The organism is Streptomyces kunmingensis (assembly GCF_039533535.1).
GTDB classification, from domain to species: domain Bacteria; phylum Actinomycetota; class Actinomycetes; order Streptomycetales; family Streptomycetaceae; genus Streptomyces; species Streptomyces kunmingensis.
This window is the reverse complement of record NZ_BAAATS010000005.1, coordinates 359,517-381,541: the sequence shown is the minus strand read 5'-3', so window position 1 is coordinate 381,541 and position 22,025 is coordinate 359,517. Positions and strand designations below refer to the sequence as shown.

The window sequence follows — 22,025 nt, the reverse complement described above, 5'->3', positions numbered from 1 at the left end:
GTTCCTCCCCCCATGCAGACCCTTGCGGCCTGCGGTCCCCGTACCGGCCGGACTCTCGCCCCGCGGCCCCCCGCGCATCAGTAGGCCCCCTGCCCGTAGAACACCGCACGCAGCGTCTTCCACAAGATCACTGTGTCCAGGGCGAGCGACCAGTCCTCCACGTACCGCAGGTCGAGGCGGACCGCCTCCTCCCACGGCAGGTCGCTGCGGCCGCTGATCTGCCACAGGCCGGTGAGGCCGGGCTTGACCAGGAGACGGCGACGGATGTCCGGGCCGTACGCGGCGGACTCCTCCGGCAGCGGAGGCCGCGGGCCGACGAGCGACATCGATCCGGTGAGTACGTTGAAGAGCTGCGGTAGCTCGTCGAGCGAGTACCGGCGCAGCACTGCTCCCACCCGGGTCACGCGCGGATCCCGGCGGAGCTTGAACAGCAGTCCCGCGCCCTCGTTCAGGTCGGCCAGCTCGGCGCGTGCCCGGTCGGCGCCGGCGACCATGGTGCGGAACTTGAAGATGGTGAACTCCTGGCCGTCCTTGCCGACCCGGCGCTGGCTGTACAGCGCCCCGCCCCGGCTGTCCACGAGGACAAGCAGCGCGACGAGCACCATCAGCGGCGCGAGCAGCAGCAGCAGGAACGCGGCGCCGAGCCGGTCGACGATCCCCTTGACCACCCGGCGGCCGCCGGTGAAGGTCGGCATGCTGACCCGCAGCAGCGGAATGCCGAGCACCGCGTCGACGTGCAGCCGCGGTCCGGCTACCTCCATCAGTACGGGGGCCACGACCATCTCGGCGTCGCTGCCCTCGAGGTTCCAGGCCAGCCGCTGCAGTCCGTCCGGTGACCAGTGCGGGTCCGAGGTGACCGCGACGACCCGGTAGCCGTCGCGGCGGACGTGGCCCGCGACGTCGGTCAGCCGGCCGACGACCGGCACTCCGTCGAGGCGGTCACCGTCGAGTCCGAGGCCGTCCGGTGTGCACACCGCCTCCACGCGCCAGCCGAGGTGCGGGAACTTGCGGGTACGGGTGATCAGGTCGTGCACGGTGGCCGGGCTACCGGCCGCGAGCACCGGTCTCAGGCAGCGGCCTTCCTTGCGCTGTTTGTGCAGCCACAGACGCAGCAGATACCGCGCGGTCATGGTGACGACGGCGATCGCGGGGATCGCGACGAAGATCCAGAGTTTGATGTTGCGCGAGGTCAGGGCGATTCCGCCGAGTGCCAGGACGACGGTCGCGGCGAACAGCGAGCGTCCGAACCGGCGGAATTCCTCGGCGCCCTGGCCGAGTACGGCCGGAGCCCACGATCTGCTCACCGCCAGCGCTCCCAGCACCAGTAATTCGGTGCCGAATGCGAGAATGACCCATTTCTCGTGCCAGTTGGCCGCGTCCCGGGCCCCGAAGAAGTTACCTATCGCCGCTGCCACGAAAGCCGTGGTCACGGTGTCGCTGATGATCACGGTACGTCGGTACCGCTGTTCCCATTCGCTTGCGGGCCGGCTGATACTCCCGTTCGCCAGACCCCCCCGCGCCGACGAAAACGGGTCGACTAATTCCCCCTGCTGCACAGGATCCCCCCGGTTCCCAATGGTCGAACCGGAGGTTCCCGTCCCCCGGTCGCCGCGCCGTTCTCCACGCCGGGAGGTCCCCGCCCCCCGTCGTCGCGCCGTTCTTCCCCATGGGAGGCTGCGCCCCCCGTGCATGCTTTTTCGGCTGCTTCAGCGCTACCTGGTCAACCCGCTCCGGCGGCCAGTGGACGTGACGTCCTGCCGGAGAATCGAGGTGCGCTGTGACCCGCGGAAACCCCGGGCGCTCCCCGCACCCGAGCCCTTCCGAGGCTCCTGAAAACGATCACCCCCACGTCTGGCGCCGGCGACACGACTGCTGGCTGATGAAGCACTGAACTCAAAGGTCATTAGCGGTCGCCCCGCGCCTGAACGGCTGAAGCACGGTCAATCTAGACCATGGGGACCAGATTGGAGAGAGGGATGTGTGGAATTTGTGCTCATCATTTGAAGCTTGATCCACAGGATGGTTACCGCCTCTGCGTGGACTGATGGGGTGACACGCCGTGTGACCTGTGGTGACGGAAGTTCTCCGGGGTGCCGACGGGGGCGCATCGGGGCCGATCCGGAACCGGCGACGGGCCCGCGCGGAGGCGTCACCGGCGCCCGCGGGCGAGCGTTCACTCCGGCGCACTCCGGCGTCGGCGCCCGGGCGCCGTGTCTACGCCGGGGTGATCTCAACTCATCAGCCGTGTACGGAATTTGAGGCAAGCAGTCGACATTTTGCGCTCACCTATCTTGAAACCTTCGACTGGGGCCCGCAACGTTGTCATGCGCACGTCCTATCGGAAGGTGAGGTTCCCATGACCCTGTCGAGGCGCTCCGTCATCAAGTCCGCACTCGCCGGCGGCGCGGTCGCCGCCGCCGGTCTCCCCCTGGCGGGCCCCGCGGTGGCCGCGTCCCCGCCCGGCGACGTCGTCGGCCGCGTCACCGTCGGCTACCAGGGATGGTTCGCCTGCCAGGGCGACGGAGCGCCGATCGACGGCTGGTGGCACTGGAGTGGCAACTGGGGCCAGTCGCCCTCCCCGGCCAACAACGCCATCCGAAGTTGGCCCGATATGCGCGACTACACCAGCGGTTACCGGACCGCTTACGCGAATCTGGGCAACGGCTCGCCCGCGACCCTCTTCTCCTCGTACGACCAGCAGACGGTCGACACACACTTCCGGTGGCTGCGGGACAACGCCATCGACACCGCCGCGCTCCAGCGCTTCAACCCGAACGGCTCCGAGGGTCCGACCCGCGACGCCATGGCCGCCAAGGTGCGCAGCGCGGCCGAGAGCCACGGCCGCAAGTTCTACGTCATGTACGACGCCACCGGCTGGGCGAACATGCGCACCGAACTGCCGGCCGACTGGACGGACAAGATGCGCACCCACACCGCGTCCCCCGCCTACGCCGTCCAGAACGGCAAACCCGTCGTCGGCATCTGGGGATTCGGCTTCAACGAGCCGAACAAGGCGTGGCCGGCCGCCGACTGCCTGGAAGTCGTCAACTGGTTCAAGGCGCAGGGCTGTTACGTGATGGGCGGCGTCCCCACGCACTGGCGCACCGGCAGGGAGGACTCACGGGCCGGCTTTTCCGACGTCTACCATGCGTTCGACATGCTCTCGCCTTGGATGGTGGGCAGGATCGGCACTGTCGCGGACACGGATCGCTTCCACACCGACGTCAACACTCCGGACCAGGCCGAATGTGACGCCCACGGCATCGATTACCAGCCATGTGTGCTGCCCGGTGACGTGCAGTCACGCCAGCGCGCCCACGGCGACTTCATGTGGCGCCAGTTCTACAACATGGTCCGCCTCGGCGCGCAGGGCATCTACATCTCCATGTTCGACGAGTACAACGAGGGCAACCAGATCGCCAAGACGGCCGAGAGCACGGCCCACGTCCCCACGAACTCCGGCTTCCTGGGCCTGGACGAGGACGGCACCGCCTGCTCCGCGGACTACTACCTGCGCCTCACCGGCGACGGCGGCCGGATGCTGAAGGGACAGCTGCCGCTCACCCCCGTACGCCCGACCCTCCCGATGCCCGGCGGAACCACGCCACCGACGGGCGACCTCGCCCTGCGCAGACCGGCGACCGCTTCCGGCCACACCCAGGCCTACGCGCCGGGCAACGCCGTGGACGGTGACCCGCGGACGTACTGGGAGAGCCCCAACAACGCCTTCCCGCAATGGTTCCAGGTCGACCTCGGCGCCGCGGCGACCATCCGCCGCCTCGTGCTGTCCCTGCCGCCCGACCCGGCCTGGGCCAGGCGCACCCAGACCCTGGCGGTGCTCGGCGGCACGAACGGCAGCGACTTCACCACGCTGCTCGCCTCCGCCGGGCACACCTTCGACCCGGCCGCGGGCAACACCGTGACACTGACCCTGCCCGCTTCCAGCGCCCGCTACGTACGGGTGCGGTTCACCGCCAACACGGGCTGGCCGGCGGGCCAGTTGTCCGGCCTCGAGATCCACTCCGACGCCTGAGTGCGGGCGGGCCCCCGCCCTCAGCGGTAGGAAGCGGTGTCCAGCGCGGCTCTTATGGTCTTGCCCCGCTCGTGCGCCTCGACGGTGACGGTCCGCGCGAGGTTGTTGACCATCATCCAGCCGAACCCACCGGGAACGGCCGGGTCGTGAGGTCTCAGCAGCGGTGCCTGGGGGCTGTGGTCGCTGACCTCGACCACCAGCGCACCGCCGCGCACGCGAGCGCTGTAACGGGCGATGCCGCCGCCGTGACGCAGCGCGTTCGAGGCCAGCTCGCTGGCGACCAGGAGTGCGTCCTCGCGCAGCCGCCGTGCCTGCTGCTCGGTGAGGTCCGCACACAGGGGAACCAGCGCCTCGCTCGTGTCGGTCCGCACCTGTGCGCATGTGTAGCGCTCCGTGTCGGATGCCTCCGGAGCACCCACAGGACCTCCTCCGCTCTGTCCGGGCGCCGGGCCCCTGGTCCGAAATAGTGTCAGGAACGGGGTGGCTGCGTGGTCGTGTCCAGGTAGAACGCGTCGATGCTCTGGACGGCGCGCTCGAAGTCGTCGAGGTTGACCGGCTTGGTGACATAGGCGTTGGCGTACTGCCGGTACGCGCCCGTCACGTCGTCGGGCGCCGCGGAGGTCGTGAGGACCACGACCGGAATCGTGCGCAGGTCGTCGTCGCCCTTGAGGACGGCCAGCAGCTCCCGCCCGTTCATGCGCGGCATGTTGAGGTCCAGGACGATCAGATCGGGGCGCTTGGAGTCCGGGGCGCGCAGGTACTCCAGAGCGGCGATACCGTCCTCGACCTGGGTCAGGTTGCGGGCGCCGCGCGCGGTCAGGGCGTCCTGGACCAGCATGGCGTCGGCGAGGTCGTCCTCGACGAGGAGGACGTCGTAGGGACGGGTCGGCGTGGTCATCTCATGGGCTCCGGGGCAGGTTCGGGTCGGCTGAGGTGGGGGAGGGGTGGGTGATCAGGCCGGGCCAGCGATTTCTGGCCCCTTGCCGGGTGATGTTGAGTACCCGGCCGAGCTGGGGGTAACCGGCCCCCGCCGCGACGGCTTCCTGGGCTGCTTCGTACTCCAGGCGGTCCAGCGCGCTTCTCAGCTGCAACATCATGTACAAGCGCGTCAACGCCTGCGACTGGGCACTGACGTGGCCGTCGTCGGAGGGGCGGGGATCGAGGGTGCGGGGGGTGAGCCGACGGACAAGGTCGTCGAGCGCGTCGATCGTGAGCTCGCCGATCTCCTCCTCGGTCACACGCAGGGAGAAATGCTTGCCAGGCATGCCGCCCACCTTAGGGTCCTCGGGAAACCGCCGATTGCTCGACAACATGACTTGTCGGATTGCGGTTACAGTATGCACGCCGCGCGCATGGGAGAGCGGCCCTGACCGATTCGCAAGGAGCGCCCCGGCATGGCGACCGACGTCAAGAACCGACGTCCCGCAACCCCCCGCGCGAGCTGGACGACACACCGCTGGCTACGGGTGAGCGCCGCCTCGGCACTCGTCGTGCTCGCCGTCCTCGGGGGGCTCGGAGTCTGGGCCCTGAACCGCGCTTCCGTCCTCACCGACGACCTGGTCGACGGGCACAGCCCCGCGCTGTCCAACGCCGTACGCCTGGAGGCGGCCCTGGTCAATCAGGAGACCGGCGTCCGCGGGTACGGCCTCACCGGTGAGCGGACCTTCCTGGCGCCCTACAAAGAGGGCCTGGCCGCTCAGCGCACCGCCGTGAGGGAGCTGCGGCGGCTGGTCGCGGACGACAGCCAAGGGCGGGCCGACCTCAGCAGGGTCGTGACCGAGGCGGGCCGCTGGCAGAGCGCCTTCGCCGAACCGGTCGCCGAAGCCCCCGACAAGGCCTCGGCGCAACTCTCCGCGCAACGCTCCAACCAGGGCAAGACCTCCTTCGACGCGCTGCGCAAGGCGATGGTCGTCCAGCAGGATCATCTGCGCGCGGCCCGCATGGCCGCCACCGACGACCTGCGCAGCGCGACGCGGCTGCGCGACGGCATCTTCATCAGCATCGCCCTGGTCATCCTCCTGCTCACCGCCCTGATCTTCGAAGGTCTCCGGCGGGGCGTCACCAACCCCCTGGCCCAGCTGGGCGCCGACTCCCGCGCGGTGTCCCGCGGCAACTTCGAGCACCCCGTCGTCGCCACCGGACCCGCGGACCTGCGCCGGCTCGGCTCGGACATCGAAGCCATGCGCCGCCGCCTCCTGGACGAACTGGCGTTCGCCGAAGAGGCCCGCCGCCGGCTCGACGAACAGGCGGCGGAACTGCGCCGCTCCAACTCCGAGCTGGAGCAGTTCGCCTACGTCGCCTCGCACGACCTGCAAGAACCCCTGCGCAAGGTGTCCAGCTTCACCCAGCTCCTGCAGCGCCGCTACGACGGACAGCTCGACGACCGGGCCGACCAGTACATCGGGTTCGCCGTGGACGGGGCGAACCGCATGCAGAAGCTCATCAACGACCTCCTGGAGTTCTCGCGCGTGGGCCGCGTCCACAACGACCACCGCGAGGTCGATCTCGACACGGTCGTCGACCAGACGCTCGACTCGCTGAGCGTCGCCATCGAGGAGTCCGGAGCCCGGATCGTGCGCGATCCGCTGCCCACCGTGACGGGGGACAGCACGCAGCTCGGCATCCTGTGGCAGAACCTGATAGTCAACGCCGTCAAGTTCCGGCACGCCGACCGGGCGCCCGAGATACGGATCGAGGCGGCCCGCGACGGCGACCTGTGGCGCTGCGCGGTCAGCGACAACGGCATCGGGATCGCCCCGGAGTTCGCGGAGAAGGTGTTCGTCATCTTCCAGCGCCTGCACACCAAGGACGCCTATCCAGGAAGCGGAATCGGCCTCGCCATGTGCAAGAAGATCACCGAGTTCCATGGCGGAACCATCGGCATCGACCCGGACCACGGGCCGGGCACCCGCATCGTCTTCACCCTCGCGGCGACCGCACCCGAGCCGCACACCGACAGCGTCGAAGGCGCGGCCACGAGATGAGCACCCTCGGACCCGAGCAGAACGTCCGCATCGTTCTGGTCGAGGACGACGACGGCGACGCCCTCCTGGTGGAGGAGCTGCTGATCGACACCGGGCTGCGGCACGCCGTGATCCGGTGCAGCAGTCTCGCCGCCGTCCGCGCCGAACCGACGATCCACGCCGCCGACTGCATCCTGCTGGATCTGCACCTGCCCGACGCCAGCGGGATCGGCGCGGTCGCCGCCGTCCAGGAGATCGCACCCGACGCGGCGATCATCGTCCTGACCGGCCTCGCCGAATCACAGGCCGGCACCGAAGCGGTGGCCGCCGGCGCCCAGGACTACCTCGTCAAGGGCCAGGTCGCCCCGGACCTTCTGCACCGTGCCGTCCGCTACGCCGTCCACCGCAAGCAGGCCGAGCGGACCAGCGCGGACATCCGGGCCGGGCAGCTGCGCGCCGAGGAGAACGCCCGCCTCGAACGCGGACTGCTGCCACAGCCGATGATCTCCGCCTCCAGCATCAGGGCCACGAGCCGCTATCTGCCCGGCCGCGAACGGGCCTTACTGGGCGGCGACTTCCTCGACGTGGTCCAGACGCCCGACGGTCAGCTGCACGCCATCGTCGGCGACGTGAGCGGGCACGGCCCCGACGCCGCGGCGCTCGGAGTGTGTCTGCGCATAGCGTGGCGCTCCCTCACCCTGGGCGGCCATCGCGCCCAGGACCTGCTTCTGCTCCTCGAGCGGATGCTGGTCGCCGAACGCCCGCAGAGCGACCTGTTCGCGACCGTCACGCTGGCCTGCCTGGACCCGGCCGACGGCCGCGCGACCCTCTATCTCGCAGGTCACCACCCCCCGCTGCTGACCACGGCCGGCCGCACGCACCAGGTGTCGGCACGCCACGGCATCGCCCTGGGCATCGCGCCGGGACACGCCAACTGGCATGCCAGTGAGCTCACTCTGCCGGACCGCGGGGCGCTGATGATCTACACGGACGGCCTGGTCGAGGGCCACGAGGGGGACGAGCCGCAGCGCCTCGGCGTCGAGGGACTCATCCGTCTGATGGACCGGATCCCGGCGGACGACACCGACACGCATCTCGACGAGCTGATCACCCAGGTCCGGGCGCTCAACGCCGACCGGCACACCGATGACCTCGCCATCCTCCGCCTGGAATGGAACGGCTTCGGTGCGCTGACGGGCCTGATCTCCGCTTCCGGGCACGTGCTCAGCCATGAGAAGGGGCGGTGACCCCCAGGTCGGCACGCATCGCCGCCCGCATCAGGGACAGCGCCCGCCAGCTCTCCTTGATGCGGGACTGCGCGGCGGTGATGTCCTCGCCCTCACGGGCCGTGCCGTGCGTGAGGCGGACGAGCACGCCGTAGACGCTGCCTATGCCCGTATTGACCGCCCGTACCTGCGTCAGCACCTCATCCGGCACGATCATCTGGGCCTCGGCGTACCACTGGCGGTACTCCGCCCGCGCCGCGTCGATGACATCGAACGTGGGCTGCGGAGCCTCCGTGCCGAGACGCAGCGCGTGGACGTGGTCGCTAAGGCTCGCCAGGTAGTGTCGGGCCGCGGCGTTGAACGCGATGTACGCCGCCCTGCGGGCCTCCACCACCCCCGACCGCCGCTGGGCCGAGAGGTCGGCGACCCGCGTACGTTCGAGGTAGCGCCACTCCTCCCTGCGGATGGCGTCCGCGCGGCGCTGGACCAGCCAGGCCGAGCCCAGGGTGCCGCCCACACCCACCGCCGCCGCCAGCAGACCTGCCGTGGCCGCATCCATCCTGCCTCCCCGCGTCACAGTCCCTGGCAGGAGAACGCGGCCCACAATTCGAGCGCCGCCGGATCTCCGTCGTTCAGGATGTCGGCCACCGCGCGTGGCATGTCCTCGGGGACCTCGCGGTGGGGGTCGAGCAACCACAGCTGCGTCTCGCGCAGAGCGTGGACCGGCGGTGATCCTCTGCGCAGACGGTCGTGGAAGACGTACATCATGAGGCCGGTGAGACCGTCGAGGACCTCCCAGCGCGAGCCGACGACCCCGGTGGCACCCGCGGAGAGGAAAGCGGTGGACAGGGTCAGGGCCTCGTCGAAGTCCCCGGTGGCGTGGTCGCTGACACAGGCGTCGAGGACCACCAGGCCGCCGGGGGCGCCGAGCGGGCGGCCGCGGGCCTGGCGGAGGATCTCGTGGACGGGCAGCAGACCGGAGCCTTCCTCGGGGGTCGCCAGCAACAGGCAGGCGTCCAGCGGAGAGTTGCCCGCCGGCCGCGCGTGGCAGGCCAGGTGGAGCACGGAGGCCCCGGCCCCCGCACGGCTCGGCAGGGCGGCCAGGACCTCGGCGGGAACACCCCGCCCGGCCGCGCGCCGCACCTTGCCGAGCAGCCGGCCCGACGGATAGAGCGCGGCATGCAGATGCCGGGCCTCGGTGGTGGCGCCGGGCAGGGAACCGTCCGGATTGCCGACGATCACCGGGGCGGCGTCCGGCCGCAGCCGGGTACGGCCGAGCACCTCCGTCAACTGGCGGGCGGAGGCGGCGTACGACAGGACGAGACGGTGGACGGCGCGGACCGGCCGGCCGCCGTGGCGCAGCCCGCTGCTGAGCAGGGCCGCGTGCCACGGAACGCCGCCGAGATCGCCGAACGGGACCAGGATCAGGTGGGGTTCCGGGCCCGCCTCCCTGATCAGCGGGGAGCGCAGGAGCGGGGCCATCACCACCGTGCCCGCCCAGTCGCACAGTTCCTCCAGCGCACCGAGCCAGCGCGCGTGCGCCTTCGTCCGTTCGGCCGGGGACGCGTCCCGGTCCAGCGTGTCCTGCCGGTAGCGGTGGGCTTCCTGATACGTCGCCAGGACGTCGAGGGAATCGCGCCGCAGCAGACCGAGGTCGACGGTCGCGACGCGGGCGTCGTGCGTGACGACGACCGCCCGCCCGGCGCTGCCACCGCCGGGCGGCAGCAGATACACCAGGGCGTGCGCCCCGGCCCGGTGCAGCGTGGCGGCGGTCTCCTCGGCCGTGGGCGGCGACATCAGCGCGGTGTTCACCCGCGACCTGGCCAGCGCGGCGAGCGCCCGTTGCCGCAGATCGTCCGGGAGCGGCAGTTCGGCCCCCTCGTCCAGGGCGCCGAGCAGCGAACCGGCCCCGGCCAGCAGGGCACCCAGATCGTTCGGCGCGGGTGCCAGGGCGCCGCCCTCCCACTCCTCGGCGAGATCCGCCCGGTCCGCCTCCCGCAGCAGAGCGGGCACGTCGGACGTGGTCGTGGAGGCGTGCAGCACCTGGCCGCGCCCCAGCTCCAACGCCTCGACCGCGCCGGGCAGATCGCCGTCCGCCAGACACCAGCGGGCGAGGGTCAGGGCCCGTTCGGATGCCGTGCGGGCCATCTGCAGCGCCGGTTCGGCGGATGCCTGGAGCAGGACGACGGTGGCCGCCTCGCGCAGCCCCGCGGCTCCCGTGCGCCGCGCCGCCTCGTGATCGCCCGGGCCCGAACGGGCCCGCAGGACATCGGAGAGCACCTGGGCGAGCAGCGTCCCGAGCGGGGACGGCGGGCGGTCCGCGATCCGTTCGCGCGCCGCGCGCGCCAGTTCGACTGCCAGGTCGGCGTCGGCGGGTGAGCGCCCGTGCGCGAACCGGGCGTGGCACAGCACCGCGTGCAGGGTGGTGGCGCGCAGGCCCTCGGGACTGTCCGGCTCCACGGCCGCGACGGCGTCCCGCACCAGCTTCTCCGCCGATTCGACGCCCCGCTTGTTGTACGGCGTGAACGAGGTCATCAGCAGCGCGGTCGCCGTACGCAGCAACAGCAGCGGCCGCTTCGGATGCCGCTCGGGCATCTCCGCCACGCTCTCCGACATGAGCGCGAGCCCGTCCAGGCGGTCCCGCAGCGTGCCGCCGAAGAAGGAGGTCAGCAGCAGCATCAGCCCGAGGTCCGCGTCGAGCTCCAGGCGTCCCGGGTCGTCCTCCGGCATGGCCGCCTGCAGCCGGCGCATGGCCTCGACCGAGGCTGCCATCCCGGCGCCGGACCGGGAGGTCGTGGCCAGCATGAACTGCATCTGGACCAGGCCGTGTTCGAGGTACGGCAGCTCCTGGCCGACCAGGTGCAGATCGGCGAAACCGGCCCCGGCGGCGCCGGCCAGGACGCTGTTGACCTCCTGGATGTAGCGGGCGGCGGTGTGCAGGTCCTGGAGGTCACCGCCCGCCTGGTACCGCTCGTAGAGGTTGATGGAAAGGTTCTGCAGGTACACGACCCGGTTCACGTCGTCGACGGCGGTCTGCCGGAACGCCGCTGTCAGATGCCGGATCGCACCGTCCAGGTCGTCGGACGAATGGGACAGCGCATGGCGCTGGCTGAGCGCGGCGGCGTACGCCCCGTGCGTCTGCGAACCGAACCCGGGCGACTGCGACGGCACCCGCATCGACTCGTTGAGCAGCGCGATCGTGCGGTCGACCCCCTCCAGGTCGGCCTGCCCCTGGTCGGTGCGGACGATCCTGGCGTGCGCGAGCTGATTGAGCAGATCGCTGCGCATCGGATCGTCATCGGGGATCAGCTCGACGGCCCGCTCCAGATGGTGCAGGGCCTCGTCGTTGTCGTAGCGCGCGGGATGGTGCTCGCGCAGACTGTTGAGCAGACAGCCCAGCAGGGCGTGGCTCGTCGGGCGCAGCCCGTCGTCGTCGGCCAGCTCGTCCAGGGCCTCGCGCAGCAGCCCGACGGCCTCTTCGTTGACCGGTGTCGGCCGGGACCCGGGCCCCGCGGACTCCTCCCGTTCCGCGAGCGCCGCGCCCAGCAGCGCCGTCGCCTGGGCCCGGTAGGGGCTCTCCGGAGCCACCAGACGGACCAGATCGCGCAGGGCCGCGAGGTACGCCGGACGGTCCGCGTGGCCGACGCGTCCGCCGCCCCGCTCACGGTAGACGTCGACCAGATGCCCGGCGGCGAAGATCCGCGCGTGGTGCTCGTGGGGGAGGGTCGCGGCGAGCAGTTCCAGGTGCTCGACGGCTGCCGCGCCGTCCTCGGTGTCCGCGGCCGGGTCGAGGAGCCGGATCAGCCGGACCCTGGTCTCCGTCTCCAGCTCGTCCGCCTCGTCGGCCCACGAGCCCGCCCCGTCCTGCGCCGGCTCCCAGCCCGCCGGCCGGAGCCCGTCGAGGACCGACTCCAGCGCGGCCCGCGCCCGCCGCAGGTCCTCGGGATCGGCGTCGAGGTCGTGCCGGTCGGCCAGCGCACAGCCGTACGCGACGATCAGACCGGGATGCGGCACCTCGTCGAGCCGGGGCACCCCGTCGTCGAAGGCGGCGACGGCGTCGGCGAGATCGGACGGGTCGGGGGGCGCGAAGTGGGGCGCGGGCGGGGAGGGTTCCGGCGCCGGGTCGTCCTCGGTGGCAAAGGCGCCCTCTCCCGCCTCGTCCTCAGCAGCGAGCGCGTCTTCGTCCTCGGCGGCGAGCGCGTCCTCGTACCGGGCGTGCAGCAGCAGGCCGACACGGACGCAGGCCGTGGCGTACTCCGGATCGTCCGGGTGCAGCGTCGCCCGGGCCTCGGCAAGCAGCGGGATCGCCGTCTCACGCGTCCCGAGGGGATCATGCACCTCGTACGCGTCCGCGTTGCCGCCGACGGCCTGCCAGTAGCCCACCGACAGGGTGAGACCCAGCAGGAACCGGCACCGGGCCAGCTCGGCGGGGTCGACGGCGCCGCCCTGCCCCACCAGCAGTTCGTCGGCGCGCAGCAGCGCGTCGCGGGAGCCGCGCCAGGAGACACCCGCCTCCTCGGGCCGGTCCTGCGCGTCGTGCAGTTCGAGCAACTGCTCGGCGTGGTCGATGAGTTCGACGGGGCCCGCCCCGGGTGCGAGGCCGGGCGGGCCGGTCGCCGCGGTCGGGGCGGTCATCGCGCGGCGCGCCGGGTACGGCGCAGGGCGAAGGCGCCGGTGTACAGGCACAAGGGCACGGCCAGCAGCAGGGCCGACCAGAACGCCGCGTGCCCCCAGGTCCCGGCGAAGTCCGCGAACAGGCCGGACAGGACCGGCCGGCTGACCGCCTCCGCGGGTTCGACCGGCGGCGGCCACAGACCGAGCGCGATCACCACCACGGCCGACACGGTGAGCAGACGCCGCGCTCCCTCCGGGGACAGCACGGCGGCCAGCGCACAGACCGCCGCGCAGACCAGTACGTACTGCGACTGATAGGAGGCACCTTCCTGTCCGGTGCCCCACGACGCGAGCGTGCGGTGCTCCCCGGTGAACGAGACCCGCACCTCGACAGCGGCCCACAGAAGGGTGGTCAGCGTCAGCAGGGCCGCCAGCGCGAACAGCACCCGGTCACGGGTGCCGAGCTGCCCGGTGCGCCAGCGCCTCGGGTCCTGGTAGGGGCGCGCGGTCAGACCGGCGCGGGTGCGCCGCTGCTCGGTCCGCCGGCGCCGCAGCTCGGCCTGCTGCTCCTCGGCCGTGCGGGCCTCGGCCAGCCGCCCGCGGGCCAGGCGCAGGAGCACGACACAGACCAGGGGGACGACCGCCAGTGCCACGACGGCGTTCCAGCTCCGCCAGCCGCCCAGCAGCGGGCGCAGGAATCCGGTCAGCCACTCCGGGGCCTGCAACACGTCGAGCGGTGGCAGGTCCGGCCGCGCATGGCCGAGGTACAGGCTCAACGCCGCCCCGACCAGCAGGGGTCGCAGCGACAGGCGGGCCGGGGCCGCCGCGTAGGCCACGGCGAAGACGAGGGCCACCGCGCACAATCCGGTCTGCGCAGCGGACGCGGAGTCGGCGGCGCGCGCGAGGGGCGCGGTGAGCCGGTCGGAGGGGTCCATCGCGTCCCAGCCGAGCCCGGAGTCCGCCACGTACCGCAGCGTCGCGCCCGACCAGATCAGCAGCAGGAACATCGTGAACAGCGCGGCGGCGGCGAACAGCCGCCGGGCCAGCGGCCCCCGGGCGCCGCTCCACCACTCGGCGAACGTGACGTCGTGGTCCTGCCCGATGGCGTCGGCGCGCAGCGCACGCGGCAGCAGCACGGCCGCGGCGACGAGAGCGGCCCGCCCCGGTACCGTCCGCGGGTCACCGCCCGCCGCCCGCCCCAGCAGATCCGCCCAGCCCCGCTCGAACCCCGCGTCCTGCGACCCGCGGCGCAGCACGGCGCTCGCACGGTGGCGCAGCGCGCCCAGCCGGACCAGGACGGCGAGCACGGCCGCCGGCGCCTTCGAGAGCAGCACGGCGAGGATGCGCGGCAGCCCGGTCAGCGGCATGAGCGCCTGGCCGCGCCGTCCCGGGTCCACGAGCAGCGCGGCGGCCAGCCCGTACGCGGCGTCCGTCTCGCGCTGGTCGAGACGGCCGTCGCCGCCGCCGCGCCGGCCCACGGCCCGGGCCCGGCCGCGGATGTCCTCGACGGTGCGCGGCAGTTCGTCGGCGAGGGCGAGCAGCACCTCGCAGCGGCGCTCACCGCAGTCGGGATGGGCGCAGTCGAAACCGGCCGCGATGATCGGCACGTTCGCCTTGAGCAGTTCGTCGAGGAACGCGACCGCGCCCTGCCCCTGCGCGATGCGGGCGATGCCCTCGGCGTCCACCCGCCGGCCGCGGTACTGCGGGGTCGCCGAGGGCGCGAAGACCGCGACGAAGGAGAGCGCCGCGACGGCGGCCCGGGTCGCCTTGTCCGGACCGCGGCCGAGACCGAGCAGCTGACCGCTGTCGTAGGAGGTGTCCTCCAACTCGTCGTGCAGCCAGGTGGCGAGCCGTGGCCCGTCCGGGCCCGCGAGCCAGTCGGCGGCCTCCGTGGAGTGCTGGGCCATCGCGGCGGCCAGGCTCTCCGCCTCGTGGTGCGCGGTGCCGTGGAAGGTGATCGGCCGGTTGGCGTGGCGGGCGCCCGGGGCGGTGTCGGGGGCGTCGGGCCGGATCACGGGCGGGTTCTCGCCCCGCAGCCAGCGACCGACCTCGGCCGCGGTCCAGCGGTCGTCTGGGTCCTTGGTGAGCAGGCCCTGGAGCAGCAGGTTCTGCCGGGTGTCCGTCACGGCGGTCAGATCGACCTCGTGGTTGACGATCAGCTTCCTGGTCCAGGCCTCGTCGGTGATCCGGGCGTCGTCGCCGAGGACGTAGAGCGGGCGGCCGGTGAACACCTGGTACAGGACGAGCCCGAGCGTCCACCAGGGCGTCGCCTTGAGGTTCTGGTTGACGATCTGTTCGGGTGCCATGTAGAGAGCGGTGATCTGGAAGTCGTGGTAGCTCTGGCTGGCGGTGAACCGGGCGACCCCGCCGAAGTCGGCGACGACGAACTGGTCCCGGTCGCCGCCACCGCCCCGGCGCTGCCGGACGAGGATGTTGGCCGGCTTCAGGTCGAGGGGGTTGCGGTCGATCCGGGTCTGCCAGAAGTCGAGCAGATCGGAGAGTTCACGGACCGTCCGCTCCGTGTGGGCCCGCTCCTCGCGGGGTCTGCCGTCCCGCAGCCGCCGGGTGAGATGGTCCTCGAACGTGGTCGGCAGATACTCCATCGCGACCCAGCCGCACGCGACGGCGCCGACCGCGACCTCCCCGAACTCGTGGATGCGGGGCACGTGCCGGCGGAATTCGGGGGTCGCGAGGTGCTCCAGCGTGTCCAGGTCCATGGCCTGGCCCGGGTGCGCGACCTTCACCGCGGCGTCGGTGCCGTCGGCGAGGCGTCGCACGTGCCAGACGGTGCCCTCGCTGCCGACTCCGGCCACGTTGTGGGGCTCGTACCGGTCGAGCAGGCCCTGGGGGAAGTCGCTCCGTGCCGCGTGGCCCGCCTCGCGGCGGGTCGGCGGATCGGTGGCGGTCCGGCCGGTACGGGTGGGTGCGTCGGGATTCTGCAGGCGCGTGCGGGGGCTCGGGACGGCCCCCGCCGGGCCGCCGTCGCGCCCGGCCTGCTCAGGCTGCCCGTCATCGGCGGGCGGGGCGTCCTGCTGCCGGCGGGTCGGCGGGCTCGGCGCGGCGGCGGAGGGCCGCTGCTTGCGGGTCCGCGGGCCGCGCTGTCTGCGGGTCGGTGGGCTGGGCTGCTTGCGGGACGGGTCGGCGGGGTTCGCCGGAGTCTCGTCGAAGTCGTCGGCCATGAAGGGTCCTGAGGGTCCTCGAAGGGGTCCAAGTCCTGTGCGTGTTGCGGGACTTCTTGCGAAGGTGCTGGTTCGGCCGGGGGACCGGTGGAGCGTCGTGGCGGGTCGGACAGGCTCTCAGCGGAGCCCGCCGAATTCGTCGAGTTCTACGAGGCTGATGTCCACGGCCTCCGGCGCCTGGGCCAGATGGACGCGGTGGTTGCCGGGCCACAGCTGGACGGGGCGGGTGAGGCGCTCGCCGTCGACGAACGTGCCGTTGGACGAGCCCTTGTCGGCGAGGTAGAGCAGGCCCGCGTCCCAGTACACCTCGGCGTGGGCCCGGGACAGCTGGTCGAGCGCGGCCAGCCCCGGCACATGGGCACAGTCCGGGGAGTCCCGCCCGAGCGGGGTGGGCCCCTGCTCCGCGGCGCGGACCGGGACGAGGACTCCGGCCATCACGAGGGCGAGGCAGGGGGCGGCCGGGGCGGGTCTGCCGCCGCGACCGGCGGGTGACTGAAGGCGGGTGGGGGGAGCGGGGGCGGCGGGTGCGGGGGTGCCGGGTCGGCTGCCGGGCGGCCGGGTGGTGGACTCCGGTCCGGGGTGTCGGGGTTGGGTGGCGTCCTGCCGGGTGGTGGACTCCGGTCCGGTGTGTCGGGACCGGGTGGCGTCCTGCCGGGCGGACCCGGACGGCCCCCCGGACCCTTCCGCCCCCCGGCCCGGGGCATCGTGCCCGGAGTCCGGCGCGGGCACAATGGAGCCGTCCTGCTGATCGCTCGCCTCACTGGCCGTCAGATACTGCCTCTCCGGGACGAGTTGCTCCCATTCGTGGATTCGGCAGTAGCCGCGGCGCGGAGACGTCGGACAGTCGTCGGGCGTCACCGGGCAGCGATAGAGGGTGGTCACGGTCGCCATGTGTTCTCCTGGAAGGTCAGGCCCCGAGCCGTCAAGTCGCGTGCCAGGGAACTCAGTTCACCCGGCCTCGGTACGCCGATGATGTGCACGGCGTCCTGCGTGACCTGTACCTGCAGCTCGGGATGGTCGGTGCGGCGATCGAGGTGGGGGCCGTAGCGGCGCCGGCCGAGGCCGGTGCGCGGGGTCAGGCGCTGGTTGGCCGAGCCGCGCCAGACCAGACGGGTCGGTTCGCCCGCGCGGTAGCGCCCGGTGATGACGGCGTCCGCGTGCCGGAGCGCGAGCGAGGCGGCCGGCGAGGCGGCGATCTCGGGCTCCTCCCACCCCGTGTACACGAGCAGGTCGGCGTCGGCCCGGCCGGCGTCGCGACGCACCTGGTCCGCCGTGTCGAGCAGCGCGGCCAGCGCCTGCGCCTGCTCCAGCGGCTCGCCCCCGCTGACCGTCAGCCCGTCGTAACCGTCGGCGAGACCGCGCCGCCACACGCGCGCCAGCCGCTCCACGCTGACGTCGTGACCGCCGGCGGGGTCCCAGGTGTGCCGGGACATGCATCCCGCGCAGGCGAGCGGACAGCCCTGCACCCACAGGCCCAGGCGCCGCCCCGGGCCCAGCGCGGTGACCGGTCCGAGTACCTGCGACACCCGCAACGCCGGGGCCCCCGTCGCGTCCCTCATGTCCCTCGCCGTACCTTCACCGTGTACGCGTCGCCCTCGCCGTCCACCGCCTCGACCTCGATGTGCTCGCCGGGCCGCAGCGGCTGGTGGAACAGTTCGCGCGACAGCGGATTGACCAGGGCCGACTCCACGGCCGTCACCACTCCGCGGCCACCGTGGTCGAGCCGGCGCGTGGCCTCCACCCGCAGGACCTCCCACGGGTCGTCGCCGACCGTGAGGTCCGCGCCGTGCACCTCCTTGATCCGGGCGGTCACGGAGGCCAGCGCCTTGTCGAGGATGGGCGGCACCGACTCGGGCTGGATGAAGTCCATGGCGACGAAGCTGTCGCCGAACCGGTTGCGCAGCTCCGGCCGGCCGATGTGATCGTTGAAGAAGGTGTCGAAGGCGACGCGCAGCGCCTCGCGGACGTCCTCCGGTTTGTCGTGCCGGTTGAGCCGCGGCCCCTGCTTGGCCTTCTCGTCCCCGGCCTCGCCCTGACCGTCCCCGCTTCCGTCGCCGCCCCCCTCACCTGCGGCCGCTTTCGCGCCCCGGCGGTTCTTCGGCCGGATCACCTCCGCGGACACGCCCAGGTTCGACGTGAAGATCAGCACGCATTCGGTGAAGTGGACCGTGGCCCCCTGCCCGTCGGTGAGCCGGCCGTCCTCCAGGATCTGCAGGAACAGGTCGAACAGCCGCGGGTGGGCCTTGTCGATCTCGTCGAAGAGCAGCACGCTCATGGGATGCGCGCGCACCGCGTTGGTCAGCTCGCCGCCCGCGCTGTGGCCGACGAAGCCGGGAGGCGCACCGATCAACCGGTCCCGGGCGTGCTCCTCAGCGAACTCGCTCATGTCGAAGCGGATCGGCCGGGCGTCCTCGCCGAGGATCATCTTGGCGACGCCCTTGGCGAGTTCGGTCTTGCCGACACCGGTGGGCCCGGACAGGAAGAGGGTGCCGCGCGGCCGGCTCGGCGAACTGGACGACTGGGCGCCGGTGAGCCCCGCCGCCGAGCGCATGAAGATCTCGATGGTGCGCCGTACCGCGTGCGGCTGGCCGATGACCTCGGCGTTGAGATACGCCTCACCGTTCAGGATGTTCTCGCGCACCGCCTGCGTGGCCCACGGGTTGTCGAGCACCCCGACCCGGTACAGCCGTGCGGCTTCGTCGAGCCGGGCGAGCGGCAGCCCCCGGTCGGCGGCCATCCGGCCGATGGCCAGGATCTCGCCGACGCCCATCCCGTGCGAGGACCGGGTCAGCGCCTCGGTCGCCTGGTCCTGCTCCTGACGCGTCACGGGTGCGGCCGCTGTGCCGTCCGCCGCCGGCCTGCGTGCGGACAGCCGCTCGACGACGAACCGGCCGGCCGCGCGGCGCTGGTCGTGCGGTGGCTCCGGCACACTGATCACGCGCAACGCCCGGCTGCCGATGGCGAATTCGAGCGGCAGCTCCTCCTGCTTCTCGACCACCCAGAAGAGCGTGTTGTACGGGGTCACGCCCCCGGTTCCGCGCACCGGCCGCGCCGTGTGACCCAACTCCTCGACCGTGGCGAGCAGTCGCGCCGCCTCACCGGCGACCGGGCCGCGCGGGGACCCGAGGCGTGCCGTGTACGGGATGATCAGGCCGATCGCGGGACCCGTGTGCCGGACCGTACCGATCATGATCTCGCGGATGCGGGCGATGCCCGCCTCGACGTCGTCTCCGTCGTCCGCGTCGTCGGGATCGGCCTCTCCGGTGCCCCGCTCCCGTTCCCCGCGTTCGTGCTCGGCGCGGGCGTCCTCCTCGGCCATGCGGCGCAGCGCGGGCGGGAAGGCGAACGGGTCGTTGGTGAGCCGCCAGGCGAGCACCCGGTCGTCGACCAGGCTCTGCCGGGCCAGGGCGCCGTAGCCCCGGGTGCGGCACAGCGACTCGATGACCTCCTCCAGGCTGTACGGGGTGGGCGGCCCGTCCGGAGCGGGCGCCACCACGCCGCCCTCGCCCTCCTCGGGCAGCAGGAACACGTCGCGGACATTGCCGGTCAGCAGGATCTGCGGATAGACGGTCAGGGCCATGTCCAGCTCGCGGATCCAGGCGGGCGCCGGAGTCGGCCCTGCGGGTGCGGCGGCTTCACGCTCCTTGCTGAACATCCCGGACGTCCCGGACGTCCCGGCGCGCTCAGTGCCCTGAGTCCCCTCGGCGCCCTCAGTGTTCTCAGCGCTCACGCCACTGCCCCTGTCCATATCCGCCGGACCGCGGAGGCTTCCGCTTCTTCTTGGGACGCGGCTTCGGTGAAGTCGTGGTGCCCGACGTGTCCGACGTACCCGATGTGTCTGCCGTGGCCGTCTCGTCCGCGTCCTGCGCCGTCTGACCGGGGGAGCTCTCCGCGTCGGGCCAGGAACCGTCGGGCAGTACGGCAGTGGGGCGCACCCCGGGCGGCAGGGTCGCCGTGCGCGCCAGCTCGACGCCCTGCCGGCGTACCGCGTCCTCGATGCCGGGCAACTGGTCCTCGCAGAACCAGCGTTGCACCTGCTGGTCCGCCTCCGCCGGGGCCCCGGTGCGTGCCACCAGGACCGTGTTGAGGCCCGGCCGGTCCGGGGTCAGGGCCACGCGTACCCCGTAGTTGCCGGAGGCGGCGGTCTCGGTGTCCGCTCCGCCGGCGGCCGTGCCGAGCGGCACGACGACGCTTCCCTCGTCCGTCAGCAGGTCGGCGAAGTCGTCGCCGACGGCATAGCCCCGTTCGCGCAGCGCGTCCATCACGGTGTCGGCGACCGTGGCGCGATGCCGGGCGGTCTCGGCCCGGGCCACGGCCAGGTCCACCTCCCGTTCCAGGTGGGTCGGGTCGGGCGCCTCGGTGATCGCCGCCGACAGATGGTCCCGGTCCTCGGGCGAGGCATCCTCCAGGCGGTCGAGCAGCCGTGCCCGCACCGCGGTCCGCCGGGCGGTGTCGCGCTGCCGCTGGGTCGACTTGTGCACGAGCACACCGAGATCGTGGAAGAGCGTCCGGGCCTCGTCCGCCGTGCGCGCCTGACGCAGCGCGGTCAGACGCCGGGCGAAGACGGGCAGGTCCTCCGGCTCGCAGGACGCGCCGTCACGGCTCAACAGCGCCTCGGCCTGCGTCACGGCGGCGTCCCTGGCCCGCGCGGCATGCTCCTCGCCGGCCCGGGCCGCGGTCGTGGGGGCGGCCGGACGCGTGGCAGGCCGGGACGGTGCGGTGCGCCCGCTCTTGTCCTCCTGCCGGGCGGACTTGTCGGCCGACGGGGCCCAGACGTCGGCGGCGGCCCGGGCCAGCTCGGCCTCCGCCCGTGCGTTGACGGAGCGGGCCGACTCCAGGGCGAGGGCCAGCTCCGCGGAGTCCGCCGAACCCGGCACGGAGAGGATGCGCACGTCCACCTTGGCCGTGCCGTACGCGCGCCGCAGGGACCTGGCCTGCCCCCGCAGGTTCCGTGACCGCGCGGTCTCCTGCGCGAGTTGCGCACGCAGTTCCCTGCGCCGTTCCGCCTCGAGATCGACGTAGGTCCACTCGTAGGCCGCGGAATTGCTCACAGACCCCCCTATGACGCGGTCGCGGCGGGAGGGCCCTCGGTCCGCGCATCTGCCGGCTGACGGCGTGCACCGAACTTTCCTGGGCGCTGCCTCCTGCCCATGATGCCTCATACGACGCAACCGTGACCGGGCTTCGACGTTCCCAACACCCATACTGAGCACGGCTGTTACCGTGCGAGCGACGCAAGGGGGAGGAGATGTCCACGTGACCTTCCTGGCGGACGCGATCGAGGCGATCGAGGAGAACTGGGAGGAACTGTCCGGGCTGCTGGACGCGGCCGGGCGCGCCGAACTCCTCGACATCGTCGAGGGCGCGGAGTCGGACCCGGAGATCGCCGCCGACGAACTGCGCGACCTCATCAAACCGCTGCTCGCGCCCGGCCACCCGGTACGCGACGCCCTGACCCCGTCGGGCGTGCGCTACCAGCCGGTGGCGAAGGCGCCCGGGGAAAACCCCCAACTCATGGAAACCTTCCGCAAGCTGCGGACGCGTATGGCGGCGGCGGGCATCCTGCGGACCGGCGACATCGCGCTGCCGTACGAGGCGAGGGCGGCGTACGAGGTGGAGGCGGCGTACGAGGCGGGGGCGGGGGAGCCGACAGCCGAGCCCGCGTACCGTCCCGACGCGGACGACGCCTGGATCCTCGCGGCACCCTCGCTCCCCGCGGCCTCGGTGGAGCTTCCCCCGGACCAGGTCGGTCAGCTGATCGTGCTGACCGACGAGAACGAGGTGGACCGGGTCCCCGCCTTCCAGTTGCCGGAGGGGTCGGGCGCTCCGTACCCGGTCGTCATCGAGATCAACAAGATCCTGTCGGCCGACGAGGATCCCTGGGGCGCCGCCGACTGGTGGCTGGGAGTCAATGTGTGGCTGGGTGCCGCGCCCGCGAGCCTGCTGGGCACCGGGGTGGACCATGCACTGCTGTCGGCCGCGCGAGCCGAGATCCCGGAGTGGTGAGTAC

General features: G+C 72.4%; 15 protein-coding genes. 4 read left to right on the top strand and 11 right to left on the bottom strand.

Annotated elements, in window-relative coordinates; genetic code table 11:
- Positions 1 to 77: 77 nt before the first annotated feature.
- The gene (locus tag ABD366_RS06990) at positions 78 to 1,556 is read right to left on the bottom strand and encodes a sugar transferase (RefSeq protein ID WP_324771613.1); all 1,479 of its coding nucleotides are present in this window, start codon (positions 1,554 to 1,556) and stop codon (positions 78 to 80) included.
- Between the two features lie 800 nt (positions 1,557 to 2,356).
- Here ABD366_RS06990 and ABD366_RS06985 point away from each other — a divergent pair.
- Complete coding sequence (locus ABD366_RS06985; protein WP_324771612.1) at positions 2,357 to 4,033, top strand: glycoside hydrolase family 99 protein; 1,677 nt, start codon at positions 2,357 to 2,359, stop codon at positions 4,031 to 4,033.
- A 20-nt stretch (positions 4,034 to 4,053) separates the two neighbouring features.
- Here the strand turns inward: ABD366_RS06985 and ABD366_RS06980 are convergent, their stop codons facing one another.
- Genes ABD366_RS06980 through ABD366_RS06970 form a run of 3 tightly spaced genes read right to left on the bottom strand, consistent with a single transcriptional unit; the run spans position 4,054 to position 5,298 of the window.
- The gene (locus tag ABD366_RS06980) at positions 4,054 to 4,452 is read right to left on the bottom strand and encodes an ATP-binding protein (protein ID WP_324771611.1); all 399 of its coding nucleotides are present in this window, start codon (positions 4,450 to 4,452) and stop codon (positions 4,054 to 4,056) included.
- Between the two features lie 50 nt (positions 4,453 to 4,502).
- On the bottom strand, positions 4,503 to 4,931 hold the full coding sequence (locus ABD366_RS06975) for a response regulator (protein ID WP_324771610.1): 429 nt from the start codon (positions 4,929 to 4,931) through the stop codon (positions 4,503 to 4,505).
- A 1-nt stretch (position 4,932) separates the two neighbouring features.
- Positions 4,933 to 5,298, bottom strand: a complete 366-nt coding sequence (locus tag ABD366_RS06970) for a hypothetical protein (RefSeq protein WP_324771609.1) — start codon at positions 5,296 to 5,298, stop codon at positions 4,933 to 4,935.
- A gap of 129 nt (positions 5,299 to 5,427) precedes the next feature.
- Between ABD366_RS06970 and ABD366_RS06965 the strand changes: the two genes are divergently transcribed.
- Both ABD366_RS06965 and ABD366_RS06960 read left to right on the top strand, forming a co-directional pair.
- Positions 5,428 to 7,017, top strand: a complete 1,590-nt coding sequence (locus ABD366_RS06965) for a sensor histidine kinase (RefSeq protein ID WP_324771608.1) — start codon at positions 5,428 to 5,430, stop codon at positions 7,015 to 7,017.
- Complete coding sequence (locus tag ABD366_RS06960; protein WP_324771607.1) at positions 7,014 to 8,243, top strand: PP2C family protein-serine/threonine phosphatase; 1,230 nt, start codon at positions 7,014 to 7,016, stop codon at positions 8,241 to 8,243. Before ABD366_RS06965 ends, ABD366_RS06960 begins: the two co-directional genes overlap by 4 nt.
- Here the strand turns inward: ABD366_RS06960 and ABD366_RS06955 are convergent.
- The 7 genes from ABD366_RS06955 to ABD366_RS06925 form a co-directional block, all read right to left on the bottom strand.
- Positions 8,221 to 8,781, bottom strand: a complete 561-nt coding sequence (locus tag ABD366_RS06955) for a hypothetical protein (RefSeq protein ID WP_324771606.1) — start codon at positions 8,779 to 8,781, stop codon at positions 8,221 to 8,223. The two genes, ABD366_RS06960 and ABD366_RS06955, sit on opposite strands and share 23 nt — an antisense overlap.
- Before the next feature lie 14 nt (positions 8,782 to 8,795).
- Entirely contained in the window at positions 8,796 to 12,857 is a 4,062-nt protein-coding gene (locus tag ABD366_RS06950; RefSeq protein WP_324771605.1) for a CHAT domain-containing protein, read from the bottom strand.
- A complete protein-coding gene (locus ABD366_RS06945) occupies positions 12,854 to 16,015 on the bottom strand; it encodes a protein kinase domain-containing protein (protein WP_344441283.1) in 3,162 nt (1,053 codons plus the stop codon). Before ABD366_RS06945 ends, ABD366_RS06950 begins: the two co-directional genes overlap by 4 nt.
- A 117-nt stretch (positions 16,016 to 16,132) precedes the next feature.
- Positions 16,133 to 16,906, bottom strand: a complete 774-nt coding sequence (locus ABD366_RS06940) for an FHA domain-containing protein (RefSeq protein WP_324772276.1) — start codon at positions 16,904 to 16,906, stop codon at positions 16,133 to 16,135.
- Positions 16,894 to 17,574: a 4Fe-4S single cluster domain-containing protein gene (locus tag ABD366_RS06935; RefSeq protein ID WP_324772277.1), complete on the bottom strand. Its 681-nt coding sequence runs from the start codon at positions 17,572 to 17,574 to the stop codon at positions 16,894 to 16,896. Before ABD366_RS06935 ends, ABD366_RS06940 begins: the two co-directional genes overlap by 13 nt.
- Positions 17,571 to 19,745, bottom strand: coding sequence for an AAA family ATPase (locus ABD366_RS06930; RefSeq protein ID WP_324772278.1), 2,175 nt, complete (start codon positions 19,743 to 19,745; stop codon positions 17,571 to 17,573). The genes ABD366_RS06935 and ABD366_RS06930 overlap by 4 nt, the downstream gene beginning before the upstream one ends.
- Positions 19,735 to 21,066, bottom strand: a complete 1,332-nt coding sequence (locus ABD366_RS06925; RefSeq protein WP_324772279.1) for a hypothetical protein — start codon at positions 21,064 to 21,066, stop codon at positions 19,735 to 19,737. The genes ABD366_RS06930 and ABD366_RS06925 overlap by 11 nt, the downstream gene beginning before the upstream one ends.
- 205 nt (positions 21,067 to 21,271) lie before the next feature.
- Here ABD366_RS06925 and ABD366_RS06920 point away from each other — a divergent pair, with 205 nt between their 5' ends.
- Positions 21,272 to 22,021 carry a hypothetical protein gene (locus tag ABD366_RS06920; protein ID WP_324772280.1) on the top strand — a complete coding sequence of 250 codons (750 nt, stop codon included), beginning with the start codon at positions 21,272 to 21,274 and terminating at the stop codon, positions 22,019 to 22,021.
- Positions 22,022 to 22,025: the final 4 nt, after the last annotated feature.